Source organism: Amycolatopsis sp. WQ 127309, from assembly GCF_023023025.1.
Lineage (GTDB): Bacteria > Actinomycetota > Actinomycetes > Mycobacteriales > Pseudonocardiaceae > Amycolatopsis.
Genome location: NZ_CP095481.1, coordinates 9,016,457 through 9,039,940, shown reverse-complemented (window position 1 = coordinate 9,039,940; position 23,484 = coordinate 9,016,457). Strand labels below are relative to the sequence as shown.

General features: G+C 70.9%; 25 protein-coding genes and 1 pseudogene. 11 read left to right on the top strand and 15 right to left on the bottom strand.

All coding sequences use genetic code 11. The features are described from left to right. Positions 1 to 69: 69 nt before the first annotated feature. Positions 70 to 672 (bottom strand): hypothetical protein, encoded by a 603-nt coding sequence (locus tag MUY22_RS39890; RefSeq protein WP_247052352.1) that lies wholly within the window; start codon positions 670 to 672, stop codon positions 70 to 72. A 138-nt stretch (positions 673 to 810) separates the two neighbouring features. On the opposite strand from MUY22_RS39890, the gene MUY22_RS39885 reads away from it, so the two are divergent. Further along, positions 811 to 1,212 (top strand): DUF302 domain-containing protein, encoded by a 402-nt coding sequence (locus MUY22_RS39885; protein WP_247052351.1) that lies wholly within the window; start codon positions 811 to 813, stop codon positions 1,210 to 1,212. Positions 1,213 to 1,215: 3 nt separating this feature from the next. Here MUY22_RS39885 and MUY22_RS39880 read toward each other — a convergent pair whose 3' ends face one another. The 6 genes and pseudogenes from MUY22_RS39880 to MUY22_RS39855 all read right to left on the bottom strand — a co-directional run bounded on the left by MUY22_RS39880 (position 1,216) and on the right by MUY22_RS39855 (position 6,091). Continuing rightward, positions 1,216 to 1,911, bottom strand: a complete 696-nt coding sequence (locus MUY22_RS39880; RefSeq protein WP_247052350.1) for a hypothetical protein — start codon at positions 1,909 to 1,911, stop codon at positions 1,216 to 1,218. Further along, positions 1,911 to 2,778, bottom strand: a pseudogene (locus MUY22_RS39875) (ATP-binding cassette domain-containing protein). The gene MUY22_RS39880 and the pseudogene MUY22_RS39875 overlap by 1 nt, the downstream one beginning before the upstream one ends. Continuing rightward, positions 2,775 to 3,146, bottom strand: coding sequence for a GntR family transcriptional regulator (locus MUY22_RS39870; RefSeq protein ID WP_247052349.1), 372 nt, complete (start codon positions 3,144 to 3,146; stop codon positions 2,775 to 2,777). Before MUY22_RS39870 ends, MUY22_RS39875 begins: the two are co-directional and overlap by 4 nt. Positions 3,147 to 3,272: 126 nt before the next feature. Then, a complete protein-coding gene (locus MUY22_RS39865) occupies positions 3,273 to 4,187 on the bottom strand; it encodes an NADP-dependent oxidoreductase (protein ID WP_247052348.1) in 915 nt (304 codons plus the stop codon). Positions 4,188 to 4,202: 15 nt separating this feature from the next. Further along, positions 4,203 to 4,610 carry a PPOX class F420-dependent oxidoreductase gene (locus MUY22_RS39860; RefSeq protein ID WP_247052347.1) on the bottom strand — a complete coding sequence of 136 codons (408 nt, stop codon included), beginning with the start codon at positions 4,608 to 4,610 and terminating at the stop codon, positions 4,203 to 4,205. A 17-nt stretch (positions 4,611 to 4,627) separates the two neighbouring features. After that, a complete protein-coding gene (locus tag MUY22_RS39855) occupies positions 4,628 to 6,091 on the bottom strand; it encodes a DHA2 family efflux MFS transporter permease subunit (protein ID WP_247052346.1) in 1,464 nt (487 codons plus the stop codon). A 92-nt stretch (positions 6,092 to 6,183) separates the two neighbouring features. Between MUY22_RS39855 and MUY22_RS39850 the strand changes: the two genes are divergently transcribed. Both MUY22_RS39850 and MUY22_RS39845 read left to right on the top strand, forming a co-directional pair. Then, positions 6,184 to 6,855 (top strand): TetR/AcrR family transcriptional regulator, encoded by a 672-nt coding sequence (locus MUY22_RS39850; protein WP_247052345.1) that lies wholly within the window; start codon positions 6,184 to 6,186, stop codon positions 6,853 to 6,855. Between the two features lie 199 nt (positions 6,856 to 7,054). Further along, positions 7,055 to 7,348: a hypothetical protein gene (locus MUY22_RS39845; protein ID WP_247052344.1), complete on the top strand. Its 294-nt coding sequence runs from the start codon at positions 7,055 to 7,057 to the stop codon at positions 7,346 to 7,348. 21 nt (positions 7,349 to 7,369) lie between these two features. Here the strand turns inward: MUY22_RS39845 and MUY22_RS39840 are convergent, their stop codons facing one another. Next, a complete protein-coding gene (locus MUY22_RS39840) occupies positions 7,370 to 8,545 on the bottom strand; it encodes a hypothetical protein (protein WP_247052343.1) in 1,176 nt (391 codons plus the stop codon). A gap of 176 nt (positions 8,546 to 8,721) precedes the next feature. Further along, on the bottom strand, positions 8,722 to 9,492 hold the full coding sequence (locus MUY22_RS39835) for an SDR family NAD(P)-dependent oxidoreductase (RefSeq protein WP_247052342.1): 771 nt from the start codon (positions 9,490 to 9,492) through the stop codon (positions 8,722 to 8,724). A gap of 83 nt (positions 9,493 to 9,575) precedes the next feature. On the opposite strand from MUY22_RS39835, the gene MUY22_RS39830 reads away from it, so the two are divergent. The 3 genes from MUY22_RS39830 to MUY22_RS39820 all read left to right on the top strand — a co-directional run bounded on the left by MUY22_RS39830 (position 9,576) and on the right by MUY22_RS39820 (position 12,181). Next, complete coding sequence (locus tag MUY22_RS39830) at positions 9,576 to 10,841, top strand: cytochrome P450 (RefSeq protein ID WP_247052341.1); 1,266 nt, start codon at positions 9,576 to 9,578, stop codon at positions 10,839 to 10,841. Next, on the top strand, positions 10,838 to 11,500 hold the full coding sequence (locus MUY22_RS39825) for a TetR/AcrR family transcriptional regulator (RefSeq protein ID WP_247052340.1): 663 nt from the start codon (positions 10,838 to 10,840) through the stop codon (positions 11,498 to 11,500). Before MUY22_RS39830 ends, MUY22_RS39825 begins: the two co-directional genes overlap by 4 nt. Before the next feature lie 144 nt (positions 11,501 to 11,644). Then, positions 11,645 to 12,181, top strand: a complete 537-nt coding sequence (locus MUY22_RS39820) for a DUF305 domain-containing protein (protein WP_247052339.1) — start codon at positions 11,645 to 11,647, stop codon at positions 12,179 to 12,181. 186 nt (positions 12,182 to 12,367) lie between these two features. Here the strand turns inward: MUY22_RS39820 and MUY22_RS39815 are convergent, their stop codons facing one another. After that, on the bottom strand, positions 12,368 to 13,294 hold the full coding sequence (locus MUY22_RS39815; protein ID WP_247052338.1) for a DUF1996 domain-containing protein: 927 nt from the start codon (positions 13,292 to 13,294) through the stop codon (positions 12,368 to 12,370). Between the two features lie 1,787 nt (positions 13,295 to 15,081). Between MUY22_RS39815 and MUY22_RS39810 the strand changes: the two genes are divergently transcribed. The 5 genes from MUY22_RS39810 (at position 15,082) to MUY22_RS39790 (ending at position 18,710) form a co-directional block, all read left to right on the top strand. Then, positions 15,082 to 15,711 (top strand): alpha/beta hydrolase, encoded by a 630-nt coding sequence (locus MUY22_RS39810; RefSeq protein WP_247052337.1) that lies wholly within the window; start codon positions 15,082 to 15,084, stop codon positions 15,709 to 15,711. 22 nt (positions 15,712 to 15,733) lie between these two features. Then, positions 15,734 to 16,921 carry a zinc-dependent alcohol dehydrogenase gene (locus MUY22_RS39805; protein ID WP_247064359.1) on the top strand — a complete coding sequence of 396 codons (1,188 nt, stop codon included), beginning with the start codon at positions 15,734 to 15,736 and terminating at the stop codon, positions 16,919 to 16,921. Continuing rightward, a complete protein-coding gene (locus MUY22_RS39800; protein WP_247052336.1) occupies positions 16,918 to 17,868 on the top strand; it encodes an SDR family oxidoreductase in 951 nt (316 codons plus the stop codon). The genes MUY22_RS39805 and MUY22_RS39800 overlap by 4 nt, the downstream gene beginning before the upstream one ends. Beyond that, the gene (locus MUY22_RS39795; RefSeq protein WP_247052335.1) at positions 17,865 to 18,089 is read left to right on the top strand and encodes a DUF6480 family protein; all 225 of its coding nucleotides are present in this window, start codon (positions 17,865 to 17,867) and stop codon (positions 18,087 to 18,089) included. Before MUY22_RS39800 ends, MUY22_RS39795 begins: the two co-directional genes overlap by 4 nt. A 234-nt stretch (positions 18,090 to 18,323) precedes the next feature. Further along, on the top strand, positions 18,324 to 18,710 hold the full coding sequence (locus tag MUY22_RS39790) for an STAS domain-containing protein (RefSeq protein ID WP_247052334.1): 387 nt from the start codon (positions 18,324 to 18,326) through the stop codon (positions 18,708 to 18,710). On the opposite strand, the gene MUY22_RS39785 is transcribed toward MUY22_RS39790, so the two are convergent. The 5 genes from MUY22_RS39785 to MUY22_RS39765 all read right to left on the bottom strand — a co-directional run bounded on the left by MUY22_RS39785 (position 18,707) and on the right by MUY22_RS39765 (position 23,328). Continuing rightward, positions 18,707 to 19,162 (bottom strand): SRPBCC family protein, encoded by a 456-nt coding sequence (locus tag MUY22_RS39785; RefSeq protein WP_247052333.1) that lies wholly within the window; start codon positions 19,160 to 19,162, stop codon positions 18,707 to 18,709. The two genes, MUY22_RS39790 and MUY22_RS39785, sit on opposite strands and share 4 nt — an antisense overlap. Before the next feature lie 71 nt (positions 19,163 to 19,233). Then, positions 19,234 to 19,677 (bottom strand): hypothetical protein, encoded by a 444-nt coding sequence (locus MUY22_RS39780; protein ID WP_247052332.1) that lies wholly within the window; start codon positions 19,675 to 19,677, stop codon positions 19,234 to 19,236. 11 nt (positions 19,678 to 19,688) lie between these two features. Then, positions 19,689 to 21,356, bottom strand: a complete 1,668-nt coding sequence (locus MUY22_RS39775; protein ID WP_305879337.1) for a ubiquinol-cytochrome c reductase cytochrome b subunit — start codon at positions 21,354 to 21,356, stop codon at positions 19,689 to 19,691. Further along, positions 21,353 to 22,558, bottom strand: a complete 1,206-nt coding sequence (locus MUY22_RS39770) for a glycosyltransferase (protein WP_247052331.1) — start codon at positions 22,556 to 22,558, stop codon at positions 21,353 to 21,355. Before MUY22_RS39770 ends, MUY22_RS39775 begins: the two co-directional genes overlap by 4 nt. A gap of 2 nt (positions 22,559 to 22,560) precedes the next feature. Then, positions 22,561 to 23,328, bottom strand: a complete 768-nt coding sequence (locus MUY22_RS39765; RefSeq protein ID WP_247052330.1) for a hypothetical protein — start codon at positions 23,326 to 23,328, stop codon at positions 22,561 to 22,563. Between the last annotated feature and the right edge of the window lie 156 nt (positions 23,329 to 23,484).

The following is a 23,484-nucleotide window of genomic DNA, read 5'->3' as shown; positions in this document are numbered from 1 at the left end:
GGGTCAACCCGGGTCGTGTCGGACGGCCTTCCGGCCGTCACCCCGGTAACCGGGCGGCCGGGGCCGGAATCAGATCTTCAGGTCGAAGTTCGTGACGTACCAGGCTTCCTCGAGCTTCCGCAGGCTGAAGGTGATGTTCGTCTGGCCCGGTTGCACGCCGGTGGAGTGGGACAGGACGATGTCGTCGAGGGTCTTCCCTTCGACCGATATCCTGTCGGCGGCGATCTTCGCCGAGTCGCCGGTGGCGGCCGGGCCCGCGATCTCGACCTCGGGCGGGTTCGCCGCGTTGTCCGGGGTGAAGGCCGTGCGCAACCCGTCGAGCACCTTGTGCACCGATTTCATCGTTTCGTCTTGGCCGGCGCACGTTTCGGGGGAGAAGACCTTCGGTGGGGTTTGCTCGGCATCGGCCATGACGGAGCACGCCTGGTCGAAGTTGCCGGAGACGACCGCGCCGATCCACCGAGCGAGCGCCTGTTCCGCGGTCGGCGCACCGGACTTCGCATTGGCAGCAGCCGTGTTCGCGCTGCTGACCGATGCCGAAGTGGTGGTCGCGGGAATGGGCTGCCCGGCGACGTTCGACGATTTCGCGGCGCAGGAAACGGTCAGCGCGGCGGCCATCACTGTGACAGCAATCGCCTGAACAGTCACATTTCTGGGGGTTTTCGTCACCATGCCGGAGATCATGGCGACGATCCGGGGCAATGTCCACAACGGTGGGCGGCGCCGGTGGTTCACCTGTCCCGCTCCGGTCTCCGCGCCCGGTACGCTGCTGTCGAGTGAGCGTCCGGCCCGCTCAGCCGAGGAGACCGCGTGGATCAGCAGGGTTTGGTGACCGTCGCGAGCAAGTGGCCGGTGGACACGACCATCGACCGGCTCGAGCGGGCCGTCGCCACCGCCGGGCTCGTCGTGTTCGCCCGGGTCGACCACGCCCGCAACGCCCGCGAGGTCGACCTGGACCTCCGTCCGACCTTCCTGCTCATCTTCGGCAACCCGCGCGGTGGCACCCAGCTCATGCAGGAGAACCAGGTCGCCGGCATCGACCTGCCGCTGAAGTTCCTCGTCTGGGAGGACGAGCACGGTCGGACCCGGGTGACCTACAACGACGTCGCCTGGATCGCTCGGCGCCACGGCCTGTCCCCGGAGACGGCCGGCGTCGTCACGGCGACCGCGTCCGCCGTCGACAACCTCGCGCGCCGGGCGACCCAGGACTGACCTTCAGGCCGTCGCGCGCCGGAGCACCAGCCACGCCGCGCCGCCGAGGGCCAGCGCGAACACCAGCGGGTAGGCCGTGTACAGCGCGAACGACGGCTGCCCGCCGAGGAAGTCGCCGATCGCGGGCCACCAGCTCCGCTGCGACGCCAGGAGCTTGATCCCGGCGAGCAGCGCGGCGGCCCCGGCGAGGCCGAGGTAGATCCCCGTCTGCCGCCAGCGCTGGAACACCACGCCCGCCAGCACCCCGATCGCGGACACCGCGACCAGCGGTCCACTGTAGACGAACCACAGCGCGAACGGGCCGTGCCGGCCGAGCACGGCCGGCCCGAAGATCCGCGCCTCCCGGCCCCAGCCGCCGGTGGACCGCTCGACGACGTCGAGCACCACCATCACGAGCCCGACGAGCAGCGCCTGGCCGAGGACGACCAGTGCGGTGGCCGCGGCGAACGTCCGGCGGGTCACGCCGTGCCCCAGCGCGAACGGGAACACCTGCGTCATCGACTGCAGGTGCGCGGGGGCGACCACGCCCCACAGGGCCGGCAGCAGGTAGATCTCGTGCGCGCCGAACGCGCCTTCGCCGTTGGAGACGTCGATGCCCCAGCCCAGCAGCGGCAGCACGGCCAGCAGGCCCAGCGGGTAGGCGAGCAGGACCGGCCAGTTGACCAGCTGGATCCGCGCGACGTCGAGCACGCGTGTCATCAGGATTCCTTCCCGGCGGCGACCGGCCCGCCGTGGCCTTGGGTGGTGCGGACGACCAGCTGCTGCAACGAAACCGGCTCGAAGTCCAGCCCGGGCTCGTACCGGTCCCGGGCTCCGGTGAGGGTGACGCGCAGGGAACCGCCGAACCGTTCGCGGTGCAGTTCCCGGTGGCCGGCGGCGAAGCGCTCGACGGCCTCGGCGGGCCCGGTCACCGCGACGGCCTCGCCGCGCAGCGTCTCCGCGTCGGTGTCGATGAGCACCCGGCCCCGGTCGAGCAGCACGACGTGTTCGATCAGGTCGCTGACTTCGTCGATCAGGTGCGTGGAGAGCACGATCGTGCGCGGGTGCTCGGCGAAGTCGGCGAGCAGCCGGTCGTAGAACAGCTGCCGCGCGACGGCGTCGAGGCCGAGGTAGGGCTCGTCGAACAGGGTCAGCGGGGCCCGCGAAGCCAGCCCGATGATCACCCCGACCGCCGACAGCTGCCCGCGTGAGAGCTTCCCGATCCGCCCGCCGGCGGGGACGGCGAAGTCCGCCAGCAGCGCCGCGGCGTAGGCGTCGTCCCAGTTCGGGTAGAGCAGCCGCGCGGCCCACAGCGCGTGCTTGACGCGGAACTTCTCCGGGTAGTGCTGGCTTTCCTTGATGAAGCAGACCTGCGCAAGCACGTCGGCGTTCTCGGATGGGTGCTGCCCGAAGACCTCCACCGTGCCGCCGGTTTCGAAGGCCTGCCCGGTGAGGATCCGCATCAGCGTGGTCTTGCCGGCGCCGTTGCGGCCCAGCAGGCCGTGGATCGTGTTCCACGCTCACCCCGTCGAGCGCGGCGAGCGGGCCGTAGCGCTTGCTCACCCCGGTTGTGCGCACCACGTTCATCGCTGCGGCTCCCAGACGTCGATCAGCTTCTTGATCTCCTCGGCGTCCATGCCGAGCTTGCCCGCCTCCGCCATCAGCGGGGCGAGGAACTGCCGCGTGAAGTCCCGGCGGCGCCGCTCCAGCAGCTGCGCGCGGGCGTCCGGCGCGACGAACATGCCGATGCCTCGTCTCTTGTAGAGGATCCCGTCGGCGACGAGCTGGTTGACGCCTTTGCCCGCGGTCGCCGGGTTGATCCGGTGGAAGGCCGCGAGCTCGTTGGTGGAGGGCACCTGCGTGTCCGCGGGCAGGCTGCCGTCGACGATCGAGTTCTCGATCCGCTCGGCGATCTGCAGGAACAGCGGCCGTCCGTCGTCCTTCACGCCGACCACCGCACACGACGGTTCGTCGGTTCATTACTCATGTAGCTAACCATGGAGGCTTGGGCCGGGCTTTGTCAAGCCGGGATCCGCTGAACGCGGCAAGGACGGGCGCCCAGGAGTGAGTCGGTTCTTCCTTCAGCTGACGATGAGGACCAGCCGGCCGCGGACGTGGCCCGTTTCGCTTGCTCGGTGGGCTTCGGCGATGTCGGCCAGGGGGAAGGTCCGCTCGACCGGCAGCCAGAACTGGCCGGCTTCGATCAGCTCGCCGATGGTGGCGAGGGCGTGGAAGGCGTTGCCGTCGGCGAATCCGTTGCTGAAGTGGACGCCGTGCTGATCGGCGCCGGCGAAGTCGGCGAGGGTGATCACGTTCTTCGCGTCGCCGCCGGCGAGAGTGATGAGCTCGGGGAGCACACCGTTGCCGGCCACGTCCAGGGCGACGTCGACGCCGTCAGGGGCCAGCGCGCGGACGCGGTCGGTCATGCCGTCGCCGTAGGTCACCGGTTCGGCGCCCAGCATGCTCAGGAAGCCGCTGTTGCGGGCACCGGCGGCGCCGATCACCCGGGCGCCGCGGGCGAGGGCGAGCTGGACGGTCGCGGTACCGATCCCGCCGGAGGCGCCGTTGACGAACAGGGTGGTTCCGGCGGTGACGTGGAGCTGGTCGAGGCCGCGGGTGGCGGTTTCGAGGGCGACCGGGATGCCGGCCGCGTCGACGAACCCGAGCGACGGCGGGATGACAGCGCGGAAGCTCAGCAAGGCGAACTCGGCGGCGGCCGCTTGGTCGTCGGAGATGCCGAAGACCCGGTCGCCGACGGCGACGTCGGTGACGCCGTCGCCGATCTCGTCGACGACACCCGCGACGTCGGCGCCGGTGGTCTGGGGGAGCGTGGCGCCGAAGCTGAGTTCGCCGCGGCGGATCTTGGTGTCGCTGGCGCTGATCCCGGCCGCGTGGACCCTGATCCGGACTTGGCCCGGGCCCGGGTGGGGGTCGGGCAGGTCCACGATCTGCAGGACCTCGGGGCCGCCGTACTGCTGGAACTGCACTGCTTTCATGGTGATCGTCTCCTGTCAGACGTTGCGGCTGTGGGGGGTCTGCTGGGTGTAGTCGACGTCCCAGTCCTCGACGCCGATGGCGATGACGCGTTGGGGGTGGACGCGGATCATCGCGTCGTCGTGGTGGCCGGGCGTTTCGACGTCGGTGAGCGCCTCGGCGTGACCGCGGATCTCCAGGGACCGGACTCGCCACGGGTTGGTGCTGGGGACGTCGTCGATCACCAGCGCGATGCGGCCGTTGTCGGCGACGTTGCGGAACCGGCGGCTCTTGCGGAGGTTGAGCCCCATCAGGTCGATCGTCTGCGTGTCGGGGTTGTAGGTGAAACCGACCGGGCTGACCTGGAGGGTGCCGTCGGGCTGGGCGGTGGCCACCCGGCACAGCGGCTGGTCGGCCAGGTACTGGACTTCCTTTTCCGTGAACACGTGTCTCCTCGGATCTGTCAGTGGGCGAGGGCGGGTTCGGCGTCGGGGTCGACGGCCAGCGGACCGCTGCGGAAGAGCCCGGCCGAGAGCAGCGCACCGGCGAGGAACAACGCGGCGGCGATCCAGAACACGAAGTGGTAGCCGGCGAACGTCGCCTGCGCGATCGCGGCGGGGTCGCTCGCGGTCGCGGCGTGGGTGGTGAGGTAGCTCGTGGTGGCGGTCGCGCCGAGGGAGCTGAACACGGCCAGCCCGATCGAGCCGCCGACCTGCTGGGTGATGTTGGCCATCGCGGACGCCACGCCGGTTTCGTGGGCCCGGACGCCGCTGGTGGCGGCGTTCTGGCCCGGGCCGAAGACCATGCCGAGGCCGAGACCGATGACGAGCAGGCCCGGCAGTACGCCCCCGGTGTAGGTCGAGCCGGCGTCGATGCCGGTGAGCAGGACCATGCCCACCGCGGCGAGGAGGCTGCCGAGCGGCACGATCGGGCGGGGGCCGACGCGGGGGAGCAGCACCGCGCCGGAGAACACCGCGCCGGCCATCACCAGGACGACCATGGGCAGGAACGCCAGGCCGCTCTGCACCGGGGTGAACTTCAGGGTGTCGGCCAGGTAGTAGGTGACGAAGAGGAACACGGCGAAGCCGCCGGTGCCGGAGATGCCGATCGTGAGGTAGGACGCGCCGCGGTCGCGGTCCAAGACCACCGACAGCGGCAGCAGGGGGTCCCGGACCCGGCGTTCGACCACGACGAACGCGACGACGAGGAGTACGCCGAACACAGCCGGGCCGAGCGTCCACGGGTTGGTCCAGCCGCGGGTGGCGGCGTTGCCGAGGCCGTGGACGATGCCGAACAGCCCGAGCAGAGCCAGGACGGTGCCCGCGAGATCGAGCCGGGTCCGTTCCGGCCGGGCGCGGTCGACGAGGAACACCAACGCACCGGCGATCGCGATCGCGGCGATGACGACGTTGACGTAGAGGCACCAGCGCCAGGACAGGTTCTGGGTGAGCACACCGCCCAGGAGCAGGCCGAGGGCGCCGCCGGCGCCGGAGATGGCGCCGAAGACACCGAAGGCGCGGCCGCGTTCGCCGGCGTTGCCGGCGAAGGTCACCGAGACCATGGCCAGTGCGGCGGGGGCGAGGATCGCGGCGAAGGCGCCTTGGGCGATGCGGGCGATCAGCAGGAGGGTGAACCCGTCCGCGGCGCCGCCGAGGGCGGAGGCGGCCGCGAAGCCGAGCATCCCGATGACGAACAGCCGTTTGCGGCCGTAGAGGTCGCCGAGGCGGCCGCCGAGGAGCAGGAGGCTGCCGAAGGCGAGGGCGTAGCCGGTGACGACCCATTGCCGGTTGTCATCGGAGAACCCCAGGTCGTGCTGGGCGGTGGGCAGGGCGATGTTGACGATGGTGGAGTCCAGGATGACCGTCAGCTGCGCCAGGCTCAAGACGACGAGCGCGAGCCACCGGTTCGGGACGGCTTCGGATTTCATGGATGACCTTCGATCGCTCACGGGCTTGACTTACCGATGTTATATTAACTTACCGACGATAAGTCAAGTGTTGACGGGTAAGGTGATCGGCCATGACCGACGACGTCCTCTGGCTGCGGGATGAGCCGCCGCGACCGCCGAGGCGGAACACGCCGCTCACCCTGGAGCGGATCGTTACTGCGGCGATCGCCGAACTCGACGCGGTGGGAGCGGAACGGCTGACGATGCGCAAGCTCGCCGAACGGCTCGAGGTGACTTCCACCGCGCTCTACTGGCACGTCGCGACCAAGGAAGACCTGCTCGACCTCGCGCTCGACCACGTCGTCGGCGAAGTACCGGTACCCCCGCCCGGCTCGGAGCCCCGGGCCGGGCTCCGGACGCTGCTCGTCGGCTGGCGCGCCGCGATGCTCGCCCATCCGTGGTCGCCCGCTCTGCTCGGCCGCCCGCTGCTCGGGCCCAACGTGCTGGCGCGTACCGAGTTCATCCAGGCGAAGCTCGTCCAGGCCGGGCTGACCGGGCTGGAACTCGCGGCCGCGACCCGCACACTTGCCGGCTTCGTGCTCGGCGCGTCACTGGCGGACGCCACCTGGCGCCGGCTGGACGACCCGGCCGCGATCGCCAAGGTCCGCGCGTACATCCTCGATTCCGCCGAGCGCTATCCGACCCTCAGCACGTCGGGGTTCGTCGATGCCGGGTGGCCGGACGACGAGCTGTTCGTCTTCGGTCTCGACCGGGTGCTCGACCGGCTTCTCGCCAGGACCTGATCGCGGATCTCCGCGGATCGCCGTCCTGCGCGGCGTTGAACCCGTTGCCGGACTGGATTCGCGCCAACGCGGTGGCGATCACGGCGCGCCGCGAAGGCTGACGCGTACTTCCGAGCGCCCGGACGCCGGAACCGTCCACTATGGAGGGAGGCCGGTCACCGGCCGCGACCTCACCTGGCTCCGGCGCGACGTCCAGGTCGTGCTCCAGGACCCCTACAGCTCGCTGAACCCGCGGACCGTGGTCCGCGACATCGTCGCCGAACCCCTCGAATGCCTGCGCGTGCCGGGCGACCACGACGCACGCGTCGAGGAGATCGCCGGCCTGACCACGGCGTTCGGGCTGTCGCTGGTGCTCGTCTCGCACGACATCGGCGTGGTGCAGCAGCTGTGCGACCGGCTGCTGGTGCTCAAGGACGGCGTCCTCGCCGCGCCGAGCCACCCCTACACCCGCGCCCTGCCGGCCGCGGTGCCCCAGCTGCCGGAGGAGGTCTGAAACCGGAGGGAAACAGCGTTGTCAGGACTGGGTGGACGTCGCGGTGTTCGTGTGGAGGGTGAGGTAGACGGCGCGCACGGCGAGGGTGCGTTCGATCTCGTCGATGATCGGGGCGAAGAACTGTTTGCGGTGCTCGGTGTCGCTCATCGAGGTGACCGCGAAGTACATGCTGCCGAATCCGGCGAGCAGGGTGGCGTTGCGCAGCAGCGCGACCGGGACGCCGGGCAGCAGCGGCGAGATGGCCGGCGCCGCGCCGATCCACTGTTCGGCCGTGGCGGGGGTCACGATGATCACGCCGAGCAGCACGAAGAAGGCGAACGAGGCGAGGCCGATGACCGCGGCCTGGACGAGCTGGCGGGTCGCGAGCATCAGCAGCAGGTTGCGTTTCTGACGTCCGTTGAGGCTGACCGCGCGGATGGGGCCGTCGATGGTGACGGCGGCGAGCGGGGTGCCGGCGCAGGCGGCGGTCAGCATGGGCGGGCTGAAGTCCTGTTCGACCCGGCCGATCTCCTCGCGGAGGCGGGCGGCCGCGGCGAGGACGGTGACCGCGCCGAAGAGGGCGACGACGAGGGCGAGGCGCCACCAGGCGAGCTGGTTCATCAGCTGCCACAGCTCGCCGGTGAAGAAGAGGAACAGGGTGACGAAGAGCAGGACCGGCAGGGCCCGGCCGAGGACCTGCACGCTGTTGCGGAGGTCGGTGACCGCCTGCTTGACGCCTTGGCGCACGAGGGTGCCGAAGCCGTAGGTGGTGGCGAGGTAGGTGGCCGCGAAGACGGCGGCGAAGAACACGAGGAACGCGAGGACGCCCAGCGCGCGGGCGCCCGGGAGGGTGATGGCGCCGTCGAAGGCGAGCTGCAGCAGTGGGACAGCGACCGGCATCGCGGCGTAGGTGATCAGGATGGCGGTGGTCGCGGCGCGGGAGAAGCGGGGGAGGTGCCGGACGAACCGCGAGATCGTCACCCAGGCCGCGAGGGTCACGGCGACGACGACGCCGAGCAGAATCCAGCGGCCGGAGCCGGCGGTCTTGAGCGGGACGAGCCAGGCGAGGCTCGCGAGCGTGACGAATACCAGCGCGGGCAGCATCCGGGGCAGGACGTGCTCGGTGAAGCCGTACCCGGCGATCATCGTCGGGGTCCCGCGCTCGAGGAACCAGCGTTCGGTCCGCTGGACTCGCGCCCGAGGTGATGAGGTCGGCATGAGGAGATGATTCCCGGCGGCCTTGGCGCGGGCCCGCTCGGCCCGGGCTACTTCATGTGCCGCGGGGGATCGAGGTAGACGTCGGGGACCGCGGCCTCAGGCCGGGCAGCGACGAACTTGTCCACTACGGTGCCGAGGCGGCCCCGCTGTTCCGGCTCGTGCGTCAAGCAGCGGGTTCAGTCGTGCAGGCTGCCGCCGCCGTCGATGGACCAGGTCTGCCCGTTGACCCATTCGGCGTCGTCGCTGAGGAGGAACGCCGCGGCCGCGGCGAGATCGGCGGGCCGGCCGAGGCGGGTGCTGCGGTTGCCGGCGAGCCCGGCCGCCCGGAATTCTTCGCTCATCGTGGCCAGCGCCGTCTCGGAAAGCACCATCCCGGGCGACACGCCGTTGCAGCGGATCCCTTCCTTGCCCCACCGGGACGCGACGTGGCGGGTCAGCGCGTTCACACCCGCTTTGGACGCCGCGTAGGCCGGACGCACGGCCTCGCCGACGAAGGCCGCGGCGGACGAGGTGTTGACGATCGCGCCGCCGCCCGCGGCGAGCAGGTGCGGGATGGCCAGCCGGCAACTGTGGGCGAAGCCGATCAGGTTCACTTCGAACGTGCGGCGCCAGATCGCCGCGTCCATGCCGTCGAGCGCGACGTCGTTGCCCAGCGTGGCGGGGGTGAGGTCGGCGCCGACGTTGAAGACGCCGTCGAGGCGGCCGGTCCGGTCGAGGGCGCTCCGGAGCAGCCGCTCGATCGACGCCTCGTCGGCGAGGTCGAACTCGACCGCGACGGCGTCGCCACCCGACGCCGTGATCGACTCGACGGTGGTTCGCGCGCCGTCGACGTTGATGTCTCCGACGACGACGCGGGCGCCTTCCTCGGCGAGCCGGACGGCCGTGGCCGCGCCGATCCCGCCGGCACCACCGGCGATGACGATGCTCTTGCCGGGCAGTCCACGCATGAGCCCTCCGATCCGAGGCGCCGGCCGACCGAGATTAAGACAGCCGTCTTGATTGAGTCAACCGCCTTACCTAGGCTGCCGACATGCCCGACGATCGAGCGCACGCAGGCAACGACCCGGCCGCGGTCCTGGAGGGACTGCCGCCCTACCCGTTCCCCAACCCCACCGCGCTGGAGCCACCGCCGGAGTGGGCACAGCTGCGGGCGCGGTGCCCGGTGGCGCGCATCGAACTGGCCAGCGGCGACGAAGCGCTGCTGCTGACCCGCTACGACGACGTCCGGGCGATGCTGTCGGACCCCCGGTTCAGCCGCCAGCTCGACGCCGACGACGCGTCCCGCGTCTCCGACAGCGACGACGGCGGGGTGTTCAGCCGGCCTTCGGCGTCGACCGGCGGCGAGCCGGCCGCGGACGAGCCGGAGGCGTCGATGCTCGGCGGTCCCGGGCACCGGCGCTGGCGGCGGCTGGTCGGGAAAGCGTTCACCGTCAAGCGGGTGCAGGCACTGCGGCCGGGCATGACGGAACTCGCCGAGCAGCTGATCACCGACATGGTCGAGGCCGGCGCGCCCGCCAGCATCGGGCCCGCGCTGGGGTTTCCGCTGCCCGTGTTCGTGATCTGCGACCTGCTCGGGGTGCCGCGGGACGACCGCGGCCGGTTCGCGCACTGGTCGGACACGATGCTCAACATGACCCGGTTCGGCCAGGACGAGATCGACCGGTCGGGCCGGGAGTTCTACCAGTACATGACGGAGCTGGTCGCCGCCAAGCGATCCGCGCCCGGTGACGACCTGCTGAGCGCTCTCGCCGCCGACATGACCGCGACCGAGCTCGTCATGACCGGGCAGGGCCTGCTCATCGCCGGGCACGAGACCACCGCCAACATGATCGGCAAGATGGTCGCGATGCTGCTGGCGGACCGCGAGCACCGCTGGGAGCGGCTGCTGGCCGACCCGGCGCTGGTGCCCTCGGCTGTCGAGGAGGCGCTGCGGTTCGACGCCAACCCCGGGTTCGGGATGCCGCGCTACGTCTCGGAAGAGACCGTGGTCGGCGGCGCCACCCTGCCGCGCGGCACGACCGTGGTGTGCAGCATGGCCTCGGGCAACCGCGACACCGACGCGTTCGACGGCGCCGGCGACATGGACCTCGCCCGCCGGCCCAACCCGCACCTGGCCTTCGGCGTCGGCCCGCACTCGTGCGTCGGCCAGCAGCTCGCGCGCGTCGAGCTGCAGACCGTCCTCGAAGTGCTGCTGCGGCGGCTGCCCACGCTGGAACTCGTCGGGCACGCCGCGGACCTGCGCGCCCGGCAGGGCCTGATCGTCGGCGGGATCGACCAGGTCCTGGTGCGGTGGTGACGGGCCCGCGGCCGCCGGGCGGCGGGAGGTCGGCGGCCACCCGAGCTCGCCTGCTGGAGACGGCGGAGCGGCTGATCGCCGAGGACGGCGTCGCGCAGGTGTCGAGCCGCCGGCTCGCCCAGGAATCCGGACAGGCCAACAACTCCGCGGTCGCCTACCACGTCGGCACGATGGAGGACGTGATCCTCGCCGTGCTGCGCGAGCACGGCGAGGCGATGGACCGTATCCGGGCCGCGATGGTGGCCGCGGCGGAGGGTTCGGCGCGGCTGCGCGACCACGTGGCCGCGTTGGTGCTGCCGACGACGCTGCACCTCGCGGAGCTCGGCGTCCCCAGCTACTACGCCCGCTTCGCCGCTCACGTCGTCAGCGACCCGGTCCTGCGCGCGCCGGCGCTGTCGGTCACCACGTCGACGCCCGTGATGCACCGGGCCTTGCAGGCGGTGGCCGCGCACGCCGGTGATCCCGCCGACCCCGCGATCCTCACCCGCTCGGCGATGGCCCGGCACGCCATCGTCCACACGTGCGCCGAACGAGAAGCGGAACTGGCCGAGGCGGGGGACCGTTCCGGCATTCCCGGCTGGGCCGAAACCGGCGAAATCCTGGTCGACGGCATCACAGCTCTGCTGACCACACCACCGCGGCGAACGCCGGACCGGTGAATAGGTCCCTGCCGCGTCAGGCGTCGTTCCATCTTCGCCCCATCCGGCTGCGACCGTTCAACGGCTCAGCCCTATGGCCCATTCAGAACGAGCTGAGCGGCCGGCGTGTTGACTTCACCGGCGGGCATGGCCTGTAATCGGTGCATGCGCATTTTTCTCGGATTGGGCATCATGGGCATGATATGCGTCGGTGGCTGCGCCACCGGCAATCCATCCACAAGTGCATCCGCCTCCACTGCGGTGTCGTCGTTCACCGCTACGGACCGCGCGTGGATCGAGATCACCACAGCCATGGACGAGCAGCTTGTTCCGATGCTGAACCTGGTCGACGGCCACACCGGATCCGCGGCTGTCCGCGACCTCGGCAAAAAAGTCGGCGCTTCGACGAATTCGGAGCTGTCGGATCTGCGGCGGCTTCACGATCAGGCCGGCCTCCCCGCGGAAAACCCCCACAAGGGGATGGAGATGCCGGGGATGGTTTCCTCGAACCAGATCACGCACGCCGGCGCTTTGCGCGAGGCGGATTTCGACGACTACTTCAAGAAGTGCCTGCGCGATCACCTGGACCAAACGGGACGTTTGGCGCTCGGCGAGAAGTCGTCCGGCAAAGAACCGCAGACGGTGAGCCTGGCTTCGCGATTCCTGCAAGAACAGGGCCGGCTCGCCGCGCTGGTTCAGTAGCGGCACCCGGCGGGGTGCCACGCCGGCGCGATCAGGCCGGACGTCGAGCCGTCACCATTCGACGTTCGGCCGCGCCGGGTGCACCGTGAAGTACGCGTGGGCCATCATTTCTGCCTGAAGCCCGGGACGAAGGCCGCCGTGCCGGCCGATCGGACGACTCGGCACGGCGGCCACCTGCCGTCGCTCTCAGCCGCCGGTGAAGCTCGGCGTGGTCCCGCACTTCGCGTTCTGGTTCAGGCAGGTCTTGACCAGTGCGGCCAGTTTGATGTGGTCCCAGCCGTTCATGAAGTCACCGTGCATCGACGACGCCATTCCGGACGACAGCGCGAGGCCGTCGCCGCCCAGGATGTCGTAGTTGACCATGTACGACAGGTTCGGCACCGCGACCGGGTAGGCTCCCTGGCACTTGCCGGCGACCGGGTCCCCCATGTGCGACTTGTGGTCGGGCGAGTCGATGTGCTTGCCGTCCCAGCAATCCTTGAACGGGAGTTGGAAGATCAGGTTCCCGCCGGGGGCGCACACCGGCCAGTTCCCGTCGGCGCTCCGCCCGACCTCGGCACTGCCCGCGCACCAGAACTGGTTTCCCTGCCCCTTCGGGGTGGGTACCTGCAGCTTGGCGTCACCCTGCACCATCACCAGCCCGGGCGGGAACGGCCGGACGGCCGACGGGTCGGTGACCCGGGAACCGTAGTAGATGCGCATGCTCTTGAACGGAACGGCCACACCGTTCCTCTGCAGCTGCGGTACCCAGTAAGCGGCGTTGTCACCCAGGGAGTTGCACGTCGTCGACCCGGCGGCGAGAAGCGTTTCCGTGGTCATGAAGGCGTCGTTCCTCGGCCCGAAGAACGTGTGCATATGAGAGGCGCCGGACAGGCCGGGGAAGATGATCGCGTCGTCCTTGGCTTCGTTCGCGATCGTGCAGTCGGTGTGGAACTCGGGGACCCTCGTCGTCCCGGCCGGCACCGGCGGCGGCACGATGCCCTGGTAGTCGGCCAGTTCGCGTTGGTACCGGGCCTGGTCCACATCCACCCAGCCGGCATCCGCCGCGATGGAGTTGCCCGAAGCTCCGGCCGCAGCGGACCCCGGTCCGCCGGTTTCGCTCGCACCGGCCACGAAGGCCGTACTCCCGGCGAGCGCCAGAGCGAGGGCCGCGGTGAGGACGGCCCGGGTCCGAAGCCGGGACTGCCGAGGTCGGCAACCAGCCCGATTCAACATACTTCGCATGTGAACATCCCTGCTTTCGCTGTCGAAACTCTGTCAGCTCAATTAGGTCAGGCTCAAGCGGCACTTCTTCGAAACATTCGAACAGAAGATCAGACGCACCGAACAGTCACGTCTGACAAAGGTCCGGATCAAGGCAATGCGCTTCACGCATCCGTGGCCGCCGATCTCGCGATCGTCGCAGTGGCACCGGATCGTCTCGGGTGCCTAGGCTCCGTGGTGCCGCCGCTCGCGTCGGCGAACGCGATCAACCGTGAAACGGAACCGGGGGGTGCGTCCTGCGGCAACGACTCGTTCTTGCGGACACGGGGTAAACACGCAGGCGACGGGAACACCCGCGGCTGCGCTCGAGGGTGCTGTGGCGCGTCGTGGTCGGGAGAACGTCTTTGATCTCATCGAGCCCACCTGGTCAGTCGTGATCCATCGTGCCGCGCGCTACGCGCGTCACGATGCCGAGGCGAGCGCACCGCTCGCATCGGCATTCGGGTGATGTAGCAGACCTGCCACTGAAGCTTGGTCATGCCCCGTGAGTGACCTGACGGGTATGACGTTCGAGGCAGTGGAGCATCAACCAACCCGAGATGCTGGAGTGGTCCAGGTGGCGGCCGCGGAACCGGTTCCATCGAGGCAACTGACAGTAAACCGCGTCGGTTGGGGAGCGTCAAGACGCTCGACGGCAAATTTCCCACCAAGTCCGGCCTCGGAGCCGCTCTCGCCCGGGCCCTCCACAGGGAAGGCTTCGAACCGTCGTCCTCGAGCGTTCACCGCGCCGTCGCGCTGCCGATCACGCCACCGGACCCGTGCGCAGGGTCGCCGAAAGGTGCTGATCACCAACCAGAAAACGTTCCGGTACTGCGTGCATGATCCGCCGGGCACCCGGCCTGGTCGGTGCCTCTGCCGGTCGTGCTCGACTTCGCGGCGGGCTTTGCCTTCGTCAAGCACCGGTACCCGGCTTCGGCCGGCGGCCGGCGAGAAACCCGGTGATCGGCCGCCACCAAGAGCGTCCGGGATGACGGCCGGACGCATCCTGACGACGCTCTTCCCGGGTGTTGCAGGGAGACTCCAGCAAGTCGAGGGCCCAGCGATCCGCCCAGCCGGACGGCTGCGCCGATCGTTGCGCGCTCACACGTGATGTCCGTCGCCGGCCCAAGCCTCGTTCGATGCCGGCTTCTTTCCCCGGCGGAAGAGCTTGCGCGAGATGATTTTCCGAGGTGGAACGAGTTTTCACAGCGGACTCCAGCATTCCCATGGGGGCCGCTGGGGTCTGGAGCGGCAACTCGAACGGATCGTTCAGTGGTGATTCGGTGACCAAGCCGCTTCGGTTTGGCGCGCAGCACGTCGTAAGCCGCGGAGGGACAGCCGTGGAACACGAAGATCACGAGCAGGTCCTCGCCGAACCGCTCGGCGAACGTTTCGGCGGGCAGGCCGTTCGGATGCTCCTCGGGCCGGTGGATGACGCCGGGGCACCGGGGACGGGCCGGTCACCAGCACCTCACCGATCGGCTGATCTTCAGCCTTCGAACCGGGAAGTCGGCGGCCGGCCGTTTGTCGGCGGCGGGCGAGGGTAAGCGGTCCGGAACCGGTTGATCAGCCAAGACCGGCCACACCCGGGCTTGGAGGTGCCAGTGCCGGCCGCTCGTCTCGTTCCGACCCGGATCCCACGGTCTCCCGCCGCGGCGGTGCTGGTGCTGCACGGCGGGGGCAGCCGCGGCGGCGGTGTGCCGGTGAGCCCGGCGCAGCTGTCGGTGGTGCGCCTGATCCCGACCGCGCGTCGCGTCGCGCACGCCGGCCGCGGGCGGCTGGCGGTGTGGCGGCTGCTGAACTCCGTGCGCGGCTGGGACGGCATCCCCAGCCCGGTCGACGACGTCCGCTGGGCACTGGGACAGCTCCGGGAACAGCTCCCGCCCGGGACGCCGATCGGCCTGATCGGACACTCGCTCGGCGGGCGGGCGGCGATCCTGAGCGCCGGCCACGACGACGTCCGCTGCGTCGTGGCCCTCGCTCCGTGGGTCCACCCCGGCGACGGTGACGTCGACGCGTCCGGCCGCCGGATCCTCTTCGTGCACGGCGCGGCCGATCGTGTCGCCAACTCGCAGCGAGCGCGCGCCGCGGCCGGGCGGCTCGCCCGCACCGCGCGGGTCGGCGTGATCGAAGTGCGCGACGGCGGGCACGCGATGCTGCGCCGGCACCGGACCTTCGACGGATTAGCCGCCGAATTCGCCGTCGCGACCCTGCTGTCCCGTCCTCCGGCGGACCCGCGGACCCCACTGGGCCGCGTCCTGACCGGCGAGTCCTTCGCCGTCGTCTGAATCCCACCACCGAGGAGCCGTCATCAAAGCACTGACCTGGCAAGGCAACGAAAAAGTCGAGATCGCCGACGTACCGGACCCGCGCATCGAGGAGCCGACCGACGCGATCATCAAAGTCACCTCGACCGCGATCTGCGGCTCCGACCTGCACCTCTACGGCGTGCTCGGCCCGTACCTCAAGCCGGGTGACGTCCTCGGGCACGAGGCGATGGGGGTCGTGGAAGAAGTCGGCTCCGGCGCCGCCGGGCACCTGTCCGTGGGAGACCGGGTCGTGGTGCCGTTCAACATCTCCTGCGGGCACTGCTGGATGTGCGGCCGGGGCCTGTTCGCGCAGTGCGAGACGACCCAGGTCCGCGAACACGGCAAAGGCGCGAGCCTCTTCGGCTACACGGATCTCTACGGTTCCGTGCCCGGCGGCCAGGCCGAGTACCTGCGCGTGCCGCAAGCCCAGTTCGGGCCGATCGTCGTCCCCGAGGGCACCCCGGACGAGCAGTTCCTGTTCCTGTCCGACATCCTGCCGACGGCGTGGCAGGCCGTCCGCTACGCCGACGTGCCACCCGGCGGCACGGTCGCGGTGCTCGGCCTCGGCCCGGTCGGGCAGTTCGCCGTCCGCATCGCCGCGCACCTCGGCGCCGGCCGGATCATCGGCGTCGACCGGGTCCCCGAACGCCTCGCGCTCGCCGCGCGGTACGGCGCCGAGCCCGTGAACCTCGACGACGTCGACGACGTCGCCGCCACGCTGATCGACATGGTCGACGGCCGCGGCCCGGACGCCACGATCGACGCCGTCGGGATGGAAGCCCACGGCGGCCGGCTCGTCGCCGCGGCCCAGAAGGCCACCGGGCTGCTCCCCGACGCGGTCGCGCGGAAGGTGACCGACAGACTGGCCGTCGACCGGCTCGACGCGCTGCACGCGGCCCTGAAGGGGGTGCGGCGCGGCGGGACGGCGTCGGTGTCCGGCGTGTACGGCGGCGAGGTCGACGCGATGCCGATGATGGAGATGTTCGACCGCGGCATCCAGCTGCGCATGGGCCAGGCCCACGTGCGCCGGTGGACCGACGAGATCCTCCCGCTCGTGCTCGACCCGGCCGACCCGCTCGGCACGCTGGACCTCACCACGCACCACCTGCCGCTCGCCGAGGCCGCGCACGGCTACGAGATGTTCCGCGACAAGCACGACGGCTGCGTCAAGGTGGTGCTCCACCCGTGACCGGGCGGGTCGTGGCCGTCATCGGCGCCAGCAGCGGGATCGGGCTGGCCACCGCGATCGCGTTCGCCGGCCGCGGCGAGCACCTGGTTCTGGTCTCGCGCAGCGCCGAAGCGCTCGAGAGCGCGGAAGCCGCGTGCCGCGTCGCGGGAGCCGGGGCGGTGGACACCGTGGCCGAGGACATCGCGGACCCGGCCGCGGCGGGCCGGATCGTCGCGCGGGTCCTGGACCGCCACGGCCGGATCGACGTCGTCGTGCACACGGCCACGGTGATGGGGTACGGCACCATCGAGGCGATGCCGGCGGACGTGTTCACGGCCGTCGTCGACACCGCCGTGCACGGCACGCTCCACTTGGCCCGGGCGGTGCTCCCGGTCCTGCGCCGGCAGCACGCGGGCGCGTTCATCGGCGTCAACTCGCTGCTGGGCTCGGTCACCGTCCCGCAGATGGGCGCCTACGCGGTCGCGAAGTGGGGCCAGCGGGCCGTCCTGCGCACCCTGCAGCAGGAGACCCGCGACGAACCGGGTGTGCACGTCTGCGTCGTGAGCCCCGGCAGCATCAACACGCCCGTCTACTACCAGGCCGCCAACTACTCCGGCCGGGCCGCGCGGCCGCCGTGGCCGGTCCTGGCTCCCGAACGGGTGGCCGCGGCGATCGTGCGGCTGGCCGACCGGCCCCGCCGGCACGTGTCCGTGCCGGTCGGCCCGGGAAACCCGCTCATCATCGCCGGATTCCGGCTCCTGCCGCGGATCTACGACCGGCTGGTCGGCCCGCTGTTCCGGCTGGCCGCCCTCACGCGTACGCGCGTGCGACCGACACCGGGCACCGTGCACCAGCCGGTGCCCGGCCGGGAAAGGGTGCACGGCCATTGGCCGTCGCCTTCACCAGAACAGGTGGTACCGATGCAGCAGCCCGCTCGGACGATCGACGGATCCCGGAGAAGCTCGTGACGGCGCCGGGGCCGGAGCCCGACGACGTGCCGGGTCTGGAGCCGGGCGGCTCGGTGCAGCCGGGAGACACCCCACCCGACGCCGGGCAGACGTCGGGGCTGTCGCATCCGCAGCCGATGCCGTCGCGGACGATCCCCGTGCTCGCGCTCGTGATCATCGGCCTGATGGTGGCCGGGGCGGCCGCGTTCTTCCTGCTGCGGGCCTTCGACCTGTTCGGCTGACGCGCGCGTGGCCTGAGAACAGAGCCGAAGGGGCGGCCGGCTGCCTATGGCCTGGTCAAGGCCGTGCGCCGGGCGATGAGCGCCTCGGTCCCGGGCTGCCGGCGAAGCGGTTGTTCGAGTGGATGGCGAAGGCTATGGTGGCCTTACGTGGTTGAGCAGACAGTCACATCACGGTTTCGCCTGGCCTAGCCCCCGCCTGCCGGTAGCCTCGGATTTCGAGCATGGGGAGCCACGATGGCTCGTTCTTTCACCATCAACAACACCGACGGTCGTTCGTTGCTGGACGTGACGTCCCGTCATCCGCGTCCCGGTGCGGCGGTCGTGACCGTCCGCGGGGACATCGACCTGGTCACCGCGCCCCGGTTGGCCGACGAGCTGAACGCACTCTGCCGGACACCGCTGTACCTGGTGCTCGTCGATCTGAGCGGGGTGGGTTTCCTGTCCGCGTGCGGCATCACGGTGTTGCTCACCTTGGAGCGGCACTGCCGGGAGGCGTCGATCGAGCTGACCCTGGTTTCCTCACCGGCGGTCCGGCGGGTCCTCGAGCGGCTGGACTTGACCGAGCTGTTCGGGATGACGGAGGTGGTCCGGCTCATCCCGGCGCAGCATTCACGTTCCTAGGACCGGGAAGTGGCGCGCCGGCCGACCGCGATGTCGGCCAGCCGGGCCAGCGATTCCTTGTTGCGCGGGCGAAGCAGCCATCCTTGCACTCTCTCCGGCAGCAGCTTACCCGGCCCGCGGACGGCGTGCTCACGCATCCTGACCAGGGTCCGCGTCCCGCCGTCTCGCGGGAGGAGCGCGATCTCGACCGCCGCGGTGCCGAACAGCCACGCCTTGGCGTGCAACAAAAGCAGCTGGTCCGGCTCCATCACGACCACCGTCGATTCGTCCTCGATCTGGAGCGGCCACAGCCCGACACTGTGGTGGATCCGGGCGCCGACGGCGGGCCAGTCCTCGTCGACGACCCGGATGTGCGAGCTGCCGACGACCCACCCGCCGTAGGACCACCCGTCGGCGAGCACGGCGAAAACGGATTCCGGTGGTGCGTCGACCATCCGGCTGACTTCGGTCACGGCGTTCTCCGCTCGTTCGCTGGAACGCGTCGGGTACCCCGCGCGCGTTCGTTCACTCCTGACGCCGGTTCTCACCGAGAGGCCAGCGGGATACTGCCGGCGAGGCAGCCGATCCGCTCGGACGCCAGGTTCAGCCTGCTGACGTCGTCGACGATCAGCTCGTCCTCTTGCGCGTGCGGCCGCGGCGGGAGGAGCAGGAACAGCACCTGACGCTGCCGCCGGGCGGCCCGCAGCCAGTCCGCCGGCGGCCGGACGGAGCGGAGCCTCACGGTGAGGACGTATCCCCGCGCGTGCAAGGCGACCGTCCGGTCACCGGACACGTCGACGCTGCAGCCGGCGGTCAGGGGCCACAGCCCGCGTGCCCATTCCCACTCGGTCAGGGCGGCCAAGCCGGCTCCGGCGAGCAGTTCGCGCAGCAGCCGGTGGTCGCCGGACCGGGTCGGCTGCAGGAGCAGCACGGGATAGGGGTTCACATCCTCGTAGACCACGACGTCGATCTGCCAGCGGGACGGCATCGGGCCCGGGTTCACCCGTCGGCCCGCCCGGTGCCGCCGGCCGCCTGGCCGGGTTCGCCGCCGAGGCCTTGCCGCATCGTCCCGCGGCGGACGGCCGCCGCCAGTGCGGCGGTCTCCTCCGGCGGGTCGGGGCGCAGCAGGCTGCCGGGCAGCGCGTGGCCGGCGGCCCCGAGCTTGTTCGGTTTCTTCGGCACCGGCGCGCCCTGGTAGGTCAGCGCCGCCGGGTGGCCGTTGCCGCGGGCGGGTGCGAGCGGCTGGTGGATCTCGAGGTAGGTGCCACCCGGGGACCGGGTGATGATGCCGGTCTCGACGCCGTGCTCGAGGACTTCGCGGTCGGATCGCTGCAATGCCAGGCAGACGCGGTAGGTGATCGAGTAGGCCAGGGGCGGCCCCACCAGCAGGCCGATGCGCCCCGCCCAGGTCGTGGCGTTGAGCGAGAGGGCGAACTGCAGCGCGATGATGTCGTTGAACGACGAGAGCGTCAGCACGCCGTAGAAGGCCAGGGCCATCATCCCGATGCTCGTGCGGACGGGGACGTCGCGGGGTCGCTGCAGGAGGTTGTGGTGGGCGGCGTCGCGAGAGAGGCGGCGTTCCAGCCACGGGTAGGTGATCAGCGCGCCGATGAGCACGGCGATGCCGATGGCGCCGGCGAAGAACACCGGCGGGACCGTGTGGTTCCCGAGGTAGAGCTCCCACGGCGGGAAGACGCGCAGCAGGCCGTCGGCCCAGCCCATGTACCAGTCCGGCTGGGAGCCGGCGGACACCTTCGACGGGTCGTAAGGACCGAACAGCCACACGGGGTTGATCTGGAACAGGCCCGACATCAGCGCCAGGACGCCGGTGACGACGGCGAAGAACGCACCGCCCTTGAGCGCGAACACCGGCAGGATCCGGACGCCCACGACGTTGCGCTCGGTGCGGGCGACCCCGGGGAACTGGGTGTGTTTCTGGTACCACACCAGGGCCAGGTGGGCGCCGACGAGCGCGAGCATGATCCCCGGCAGCAACAGGATGTGGATGGTGTAGAGCCGGGGGATGATCACGTCGCCGGGGAACTCGCCGCCGAAGAGCGCCCAGTGGATCCAGGTGCCGATCACGGGCACCGACAGCACGATCCCGGAGAGCGTCGCCCGGATTCCGGTGCCGGACAACAGGTCGTCGGGCAGCGAGTAACCGAAGAACCCCTCGAACATGCCCAGGACGAGCAGCAGGACGCCGATCACCCAGTTCGCCTCGCGGGGACGGCGGAACGCTCCGGTGAAGAAGATCCGGAACATGTGCACCATCATCGCCCCGACGAAGATGAGCGCGGCCCAGTGGTGCAGCTGCCGCACGAACAGGCCGCCGCGGACCTCGAACGACAGGTCCAGGGTGGTGGCCATGGCCCGTGACATCGGAACGCCGCGAAGGTCCGCGTAGGCGCCCTGGTAGGTCGTTTCCTGCATGGACGGGTCGAAGAACAGCGTCAGGTACACCCCGGTGAGGAGCAGGATGATGAAGCTGTAGAGCGCGACCTCGCCCAGGAGGAACGACCAGTGCGTCGGGAAGACCTTGTCGAACTGGCGGCGAAGCCCGCCCGCCATGTGCAGCCGTCGGTCACCGCCGTCCGCGGCTCCCGCGGCGGCGCGTCCCGCGCGTCCGGTGCCCCGGGTCGGGGCCGGGAAGTACCGGGGGCTCACGGGGCCTCCGCGCGGGATCGTGGCTTCGCGTCCGGCACGTCTTCGGGAGCGGTCACGGGGTACGCCCGGATCATGTCCGCGGCGATCCGGTCCCACGAGTAGCGCGCGGTCGCCCGGTCCTGGCCCGCGGCACCGTAGGTGTCCCGCAGGGCCGGGTTGGCGAGCAGCCGGCGGATCGCGGTCACCACGCCGTCCGGCTGCCCGGGCCGGACGAGCAGCCCGGTGAAGCCGTCGACGACGGCGTCGCTCAGCCCGCCGACCGCGGCCGCGACCACCGGTACCGCGCAGGCCATGGCCTGGAGGGCCACGACCCCGTCCGGCTCGTACCGCGGCGTGCACACCACGACGTCCGCCGAGCGCAGCAGCGCGGGTAAGCCGGCCCGGGGGATCCGTCCCGGCCAGCGGACGCGCTCGGCGACCCCCAGCCGGGCCGCGAGCTGCCGCAACCGGCGGGCTTCGGTGTCGTGGGCTGTCCGCCCGTGTTCCGGACCGCCGGCGATGACCAGTTCGGCGTCGGGTAGCTGGGGGAGGGCGGCGATCGCGACGTCGAAGCCGGTGCGCGGCACGAGGGGCCCGACGCTGACGATCCGGTGTTTCGCCGTCCGCGGCGCCCATGGGCCTCGGGCGGAGAACCGGTCGAGGTCGACCCCGGCGGGGACCACGGCGATCCGGTCGCGGGGCACGCCGAGGCGGCACAACTCGAGCACGTCGGCCGCGCAGCCGGCGATGACCCGGCCGGCGCGCCGGCCGAGCATCCGCTCGAACCGGATCCGCTCGGCGCAGCCGGTGGTGTGCTCGTGTCGTTGCTCCGCACTCCCGAGCGTGGGGAAGCTCTGCGTGAACGGGATTCCGAGTTCGCCCGCCGCGAGAGCGGTGGCGATCCCGGAGACCCAGGAATGGGCGTGGACGAGATCGGGCGGTTCCGTCACCCAGTGGTCCCGCAGGAAGTCGCTGAACTCGCCGGTGAACGGGAGCAGGTCGTCCTGTGGGGCCCGCTTGGGCGGCCCGGCCGGCACGTGCACCACGCGGTACCCGGCCGGCGTGTCCACTCTGGACCGGACGCTCCGGGACGCGCGCCGGGTGTGGACGGTGACTTCGTGTCCGGCTCCGGCCATCGCCGAGGCCAGCTCGGCGAGGTGGGCGCCTTGGCCGTCGGCGGCGGTCAGCGGACTGGCGTGCGCCGACACCATCGCGATCTTCATGGTCAGCGCGTGCCGAGGTCGGTGCGGTCGACCTTGCGGTGGAACCGCATCCCGGCCAGGCCGCCGAGGATCGCTCCGACGAGGGCGACGACGAGCGCGACGACCGCGCCGAGGATCACGGTGATGGTGGCGGCGTCGTCGCTGACCGGCAGCTTCGGCAGCCCGCCGACGTCGCTGATGACGTCGAACCGGTCGCCGGCGACGGCCGCGAGGATCGCGACGACGACGGTGATGACGATCGTCCAGACCCAGACGGCGAGGCCTTGCTTGACACCGTTGAACCGGGCCATCCGGCCGGCGACGTAGCCGCCGCAGTAGTAGGCGATCAGCAGGACCGCCGCGGCGACGATGGCGCCGGCGATGCCCGCGGTCCGTGTCACGTCGGTGTTCTGCGCGGCTTGGCCTGCCGCTTGCCGGGTGCCGTCGGTGAGGGACACGCCGATCACGGCGCCGATGGCGGTGAGCAGGGCGAACAGCAGCACGGCGGTGCCGATCGCGGTGAGCCAGCCGAAGAAGGCCGAGCCCCACTTGATGCCGCCGAAGCGCTCTTTCTGCCGGTGGAGGACGTCCCCGCGGGAAGGTTCGACGTCCTGGCCGGGCCGGCCGTGGTGATAGCGCTCGAGGAGGTCGTCTGCCGAGTCCTGGTCGGGACCGGGCCGGTAGGCCGCCTGCCGCCGTGCGGCCGGCTCCTGGGGGCTGGGGTCCTGGGTGGGCGGCGACGAGGCGGCGGTGCTGCCGCGGTGGTCGTCGCCCTCGTGTCCGGTGGTCATGGCTGTCTCCTTCGGTGGTCCGGTGGCCGGACGCGATCTCGAAGGGACACCTGACCACCGGATGCGCGCCGCGCCGCGGGACACCGGGGTCTGGGGTGTGGGTACCGAGCCGGTTGTGGCTCTTCGTCGCGGGTGCCCTCGACGTGCCGGCTCAAA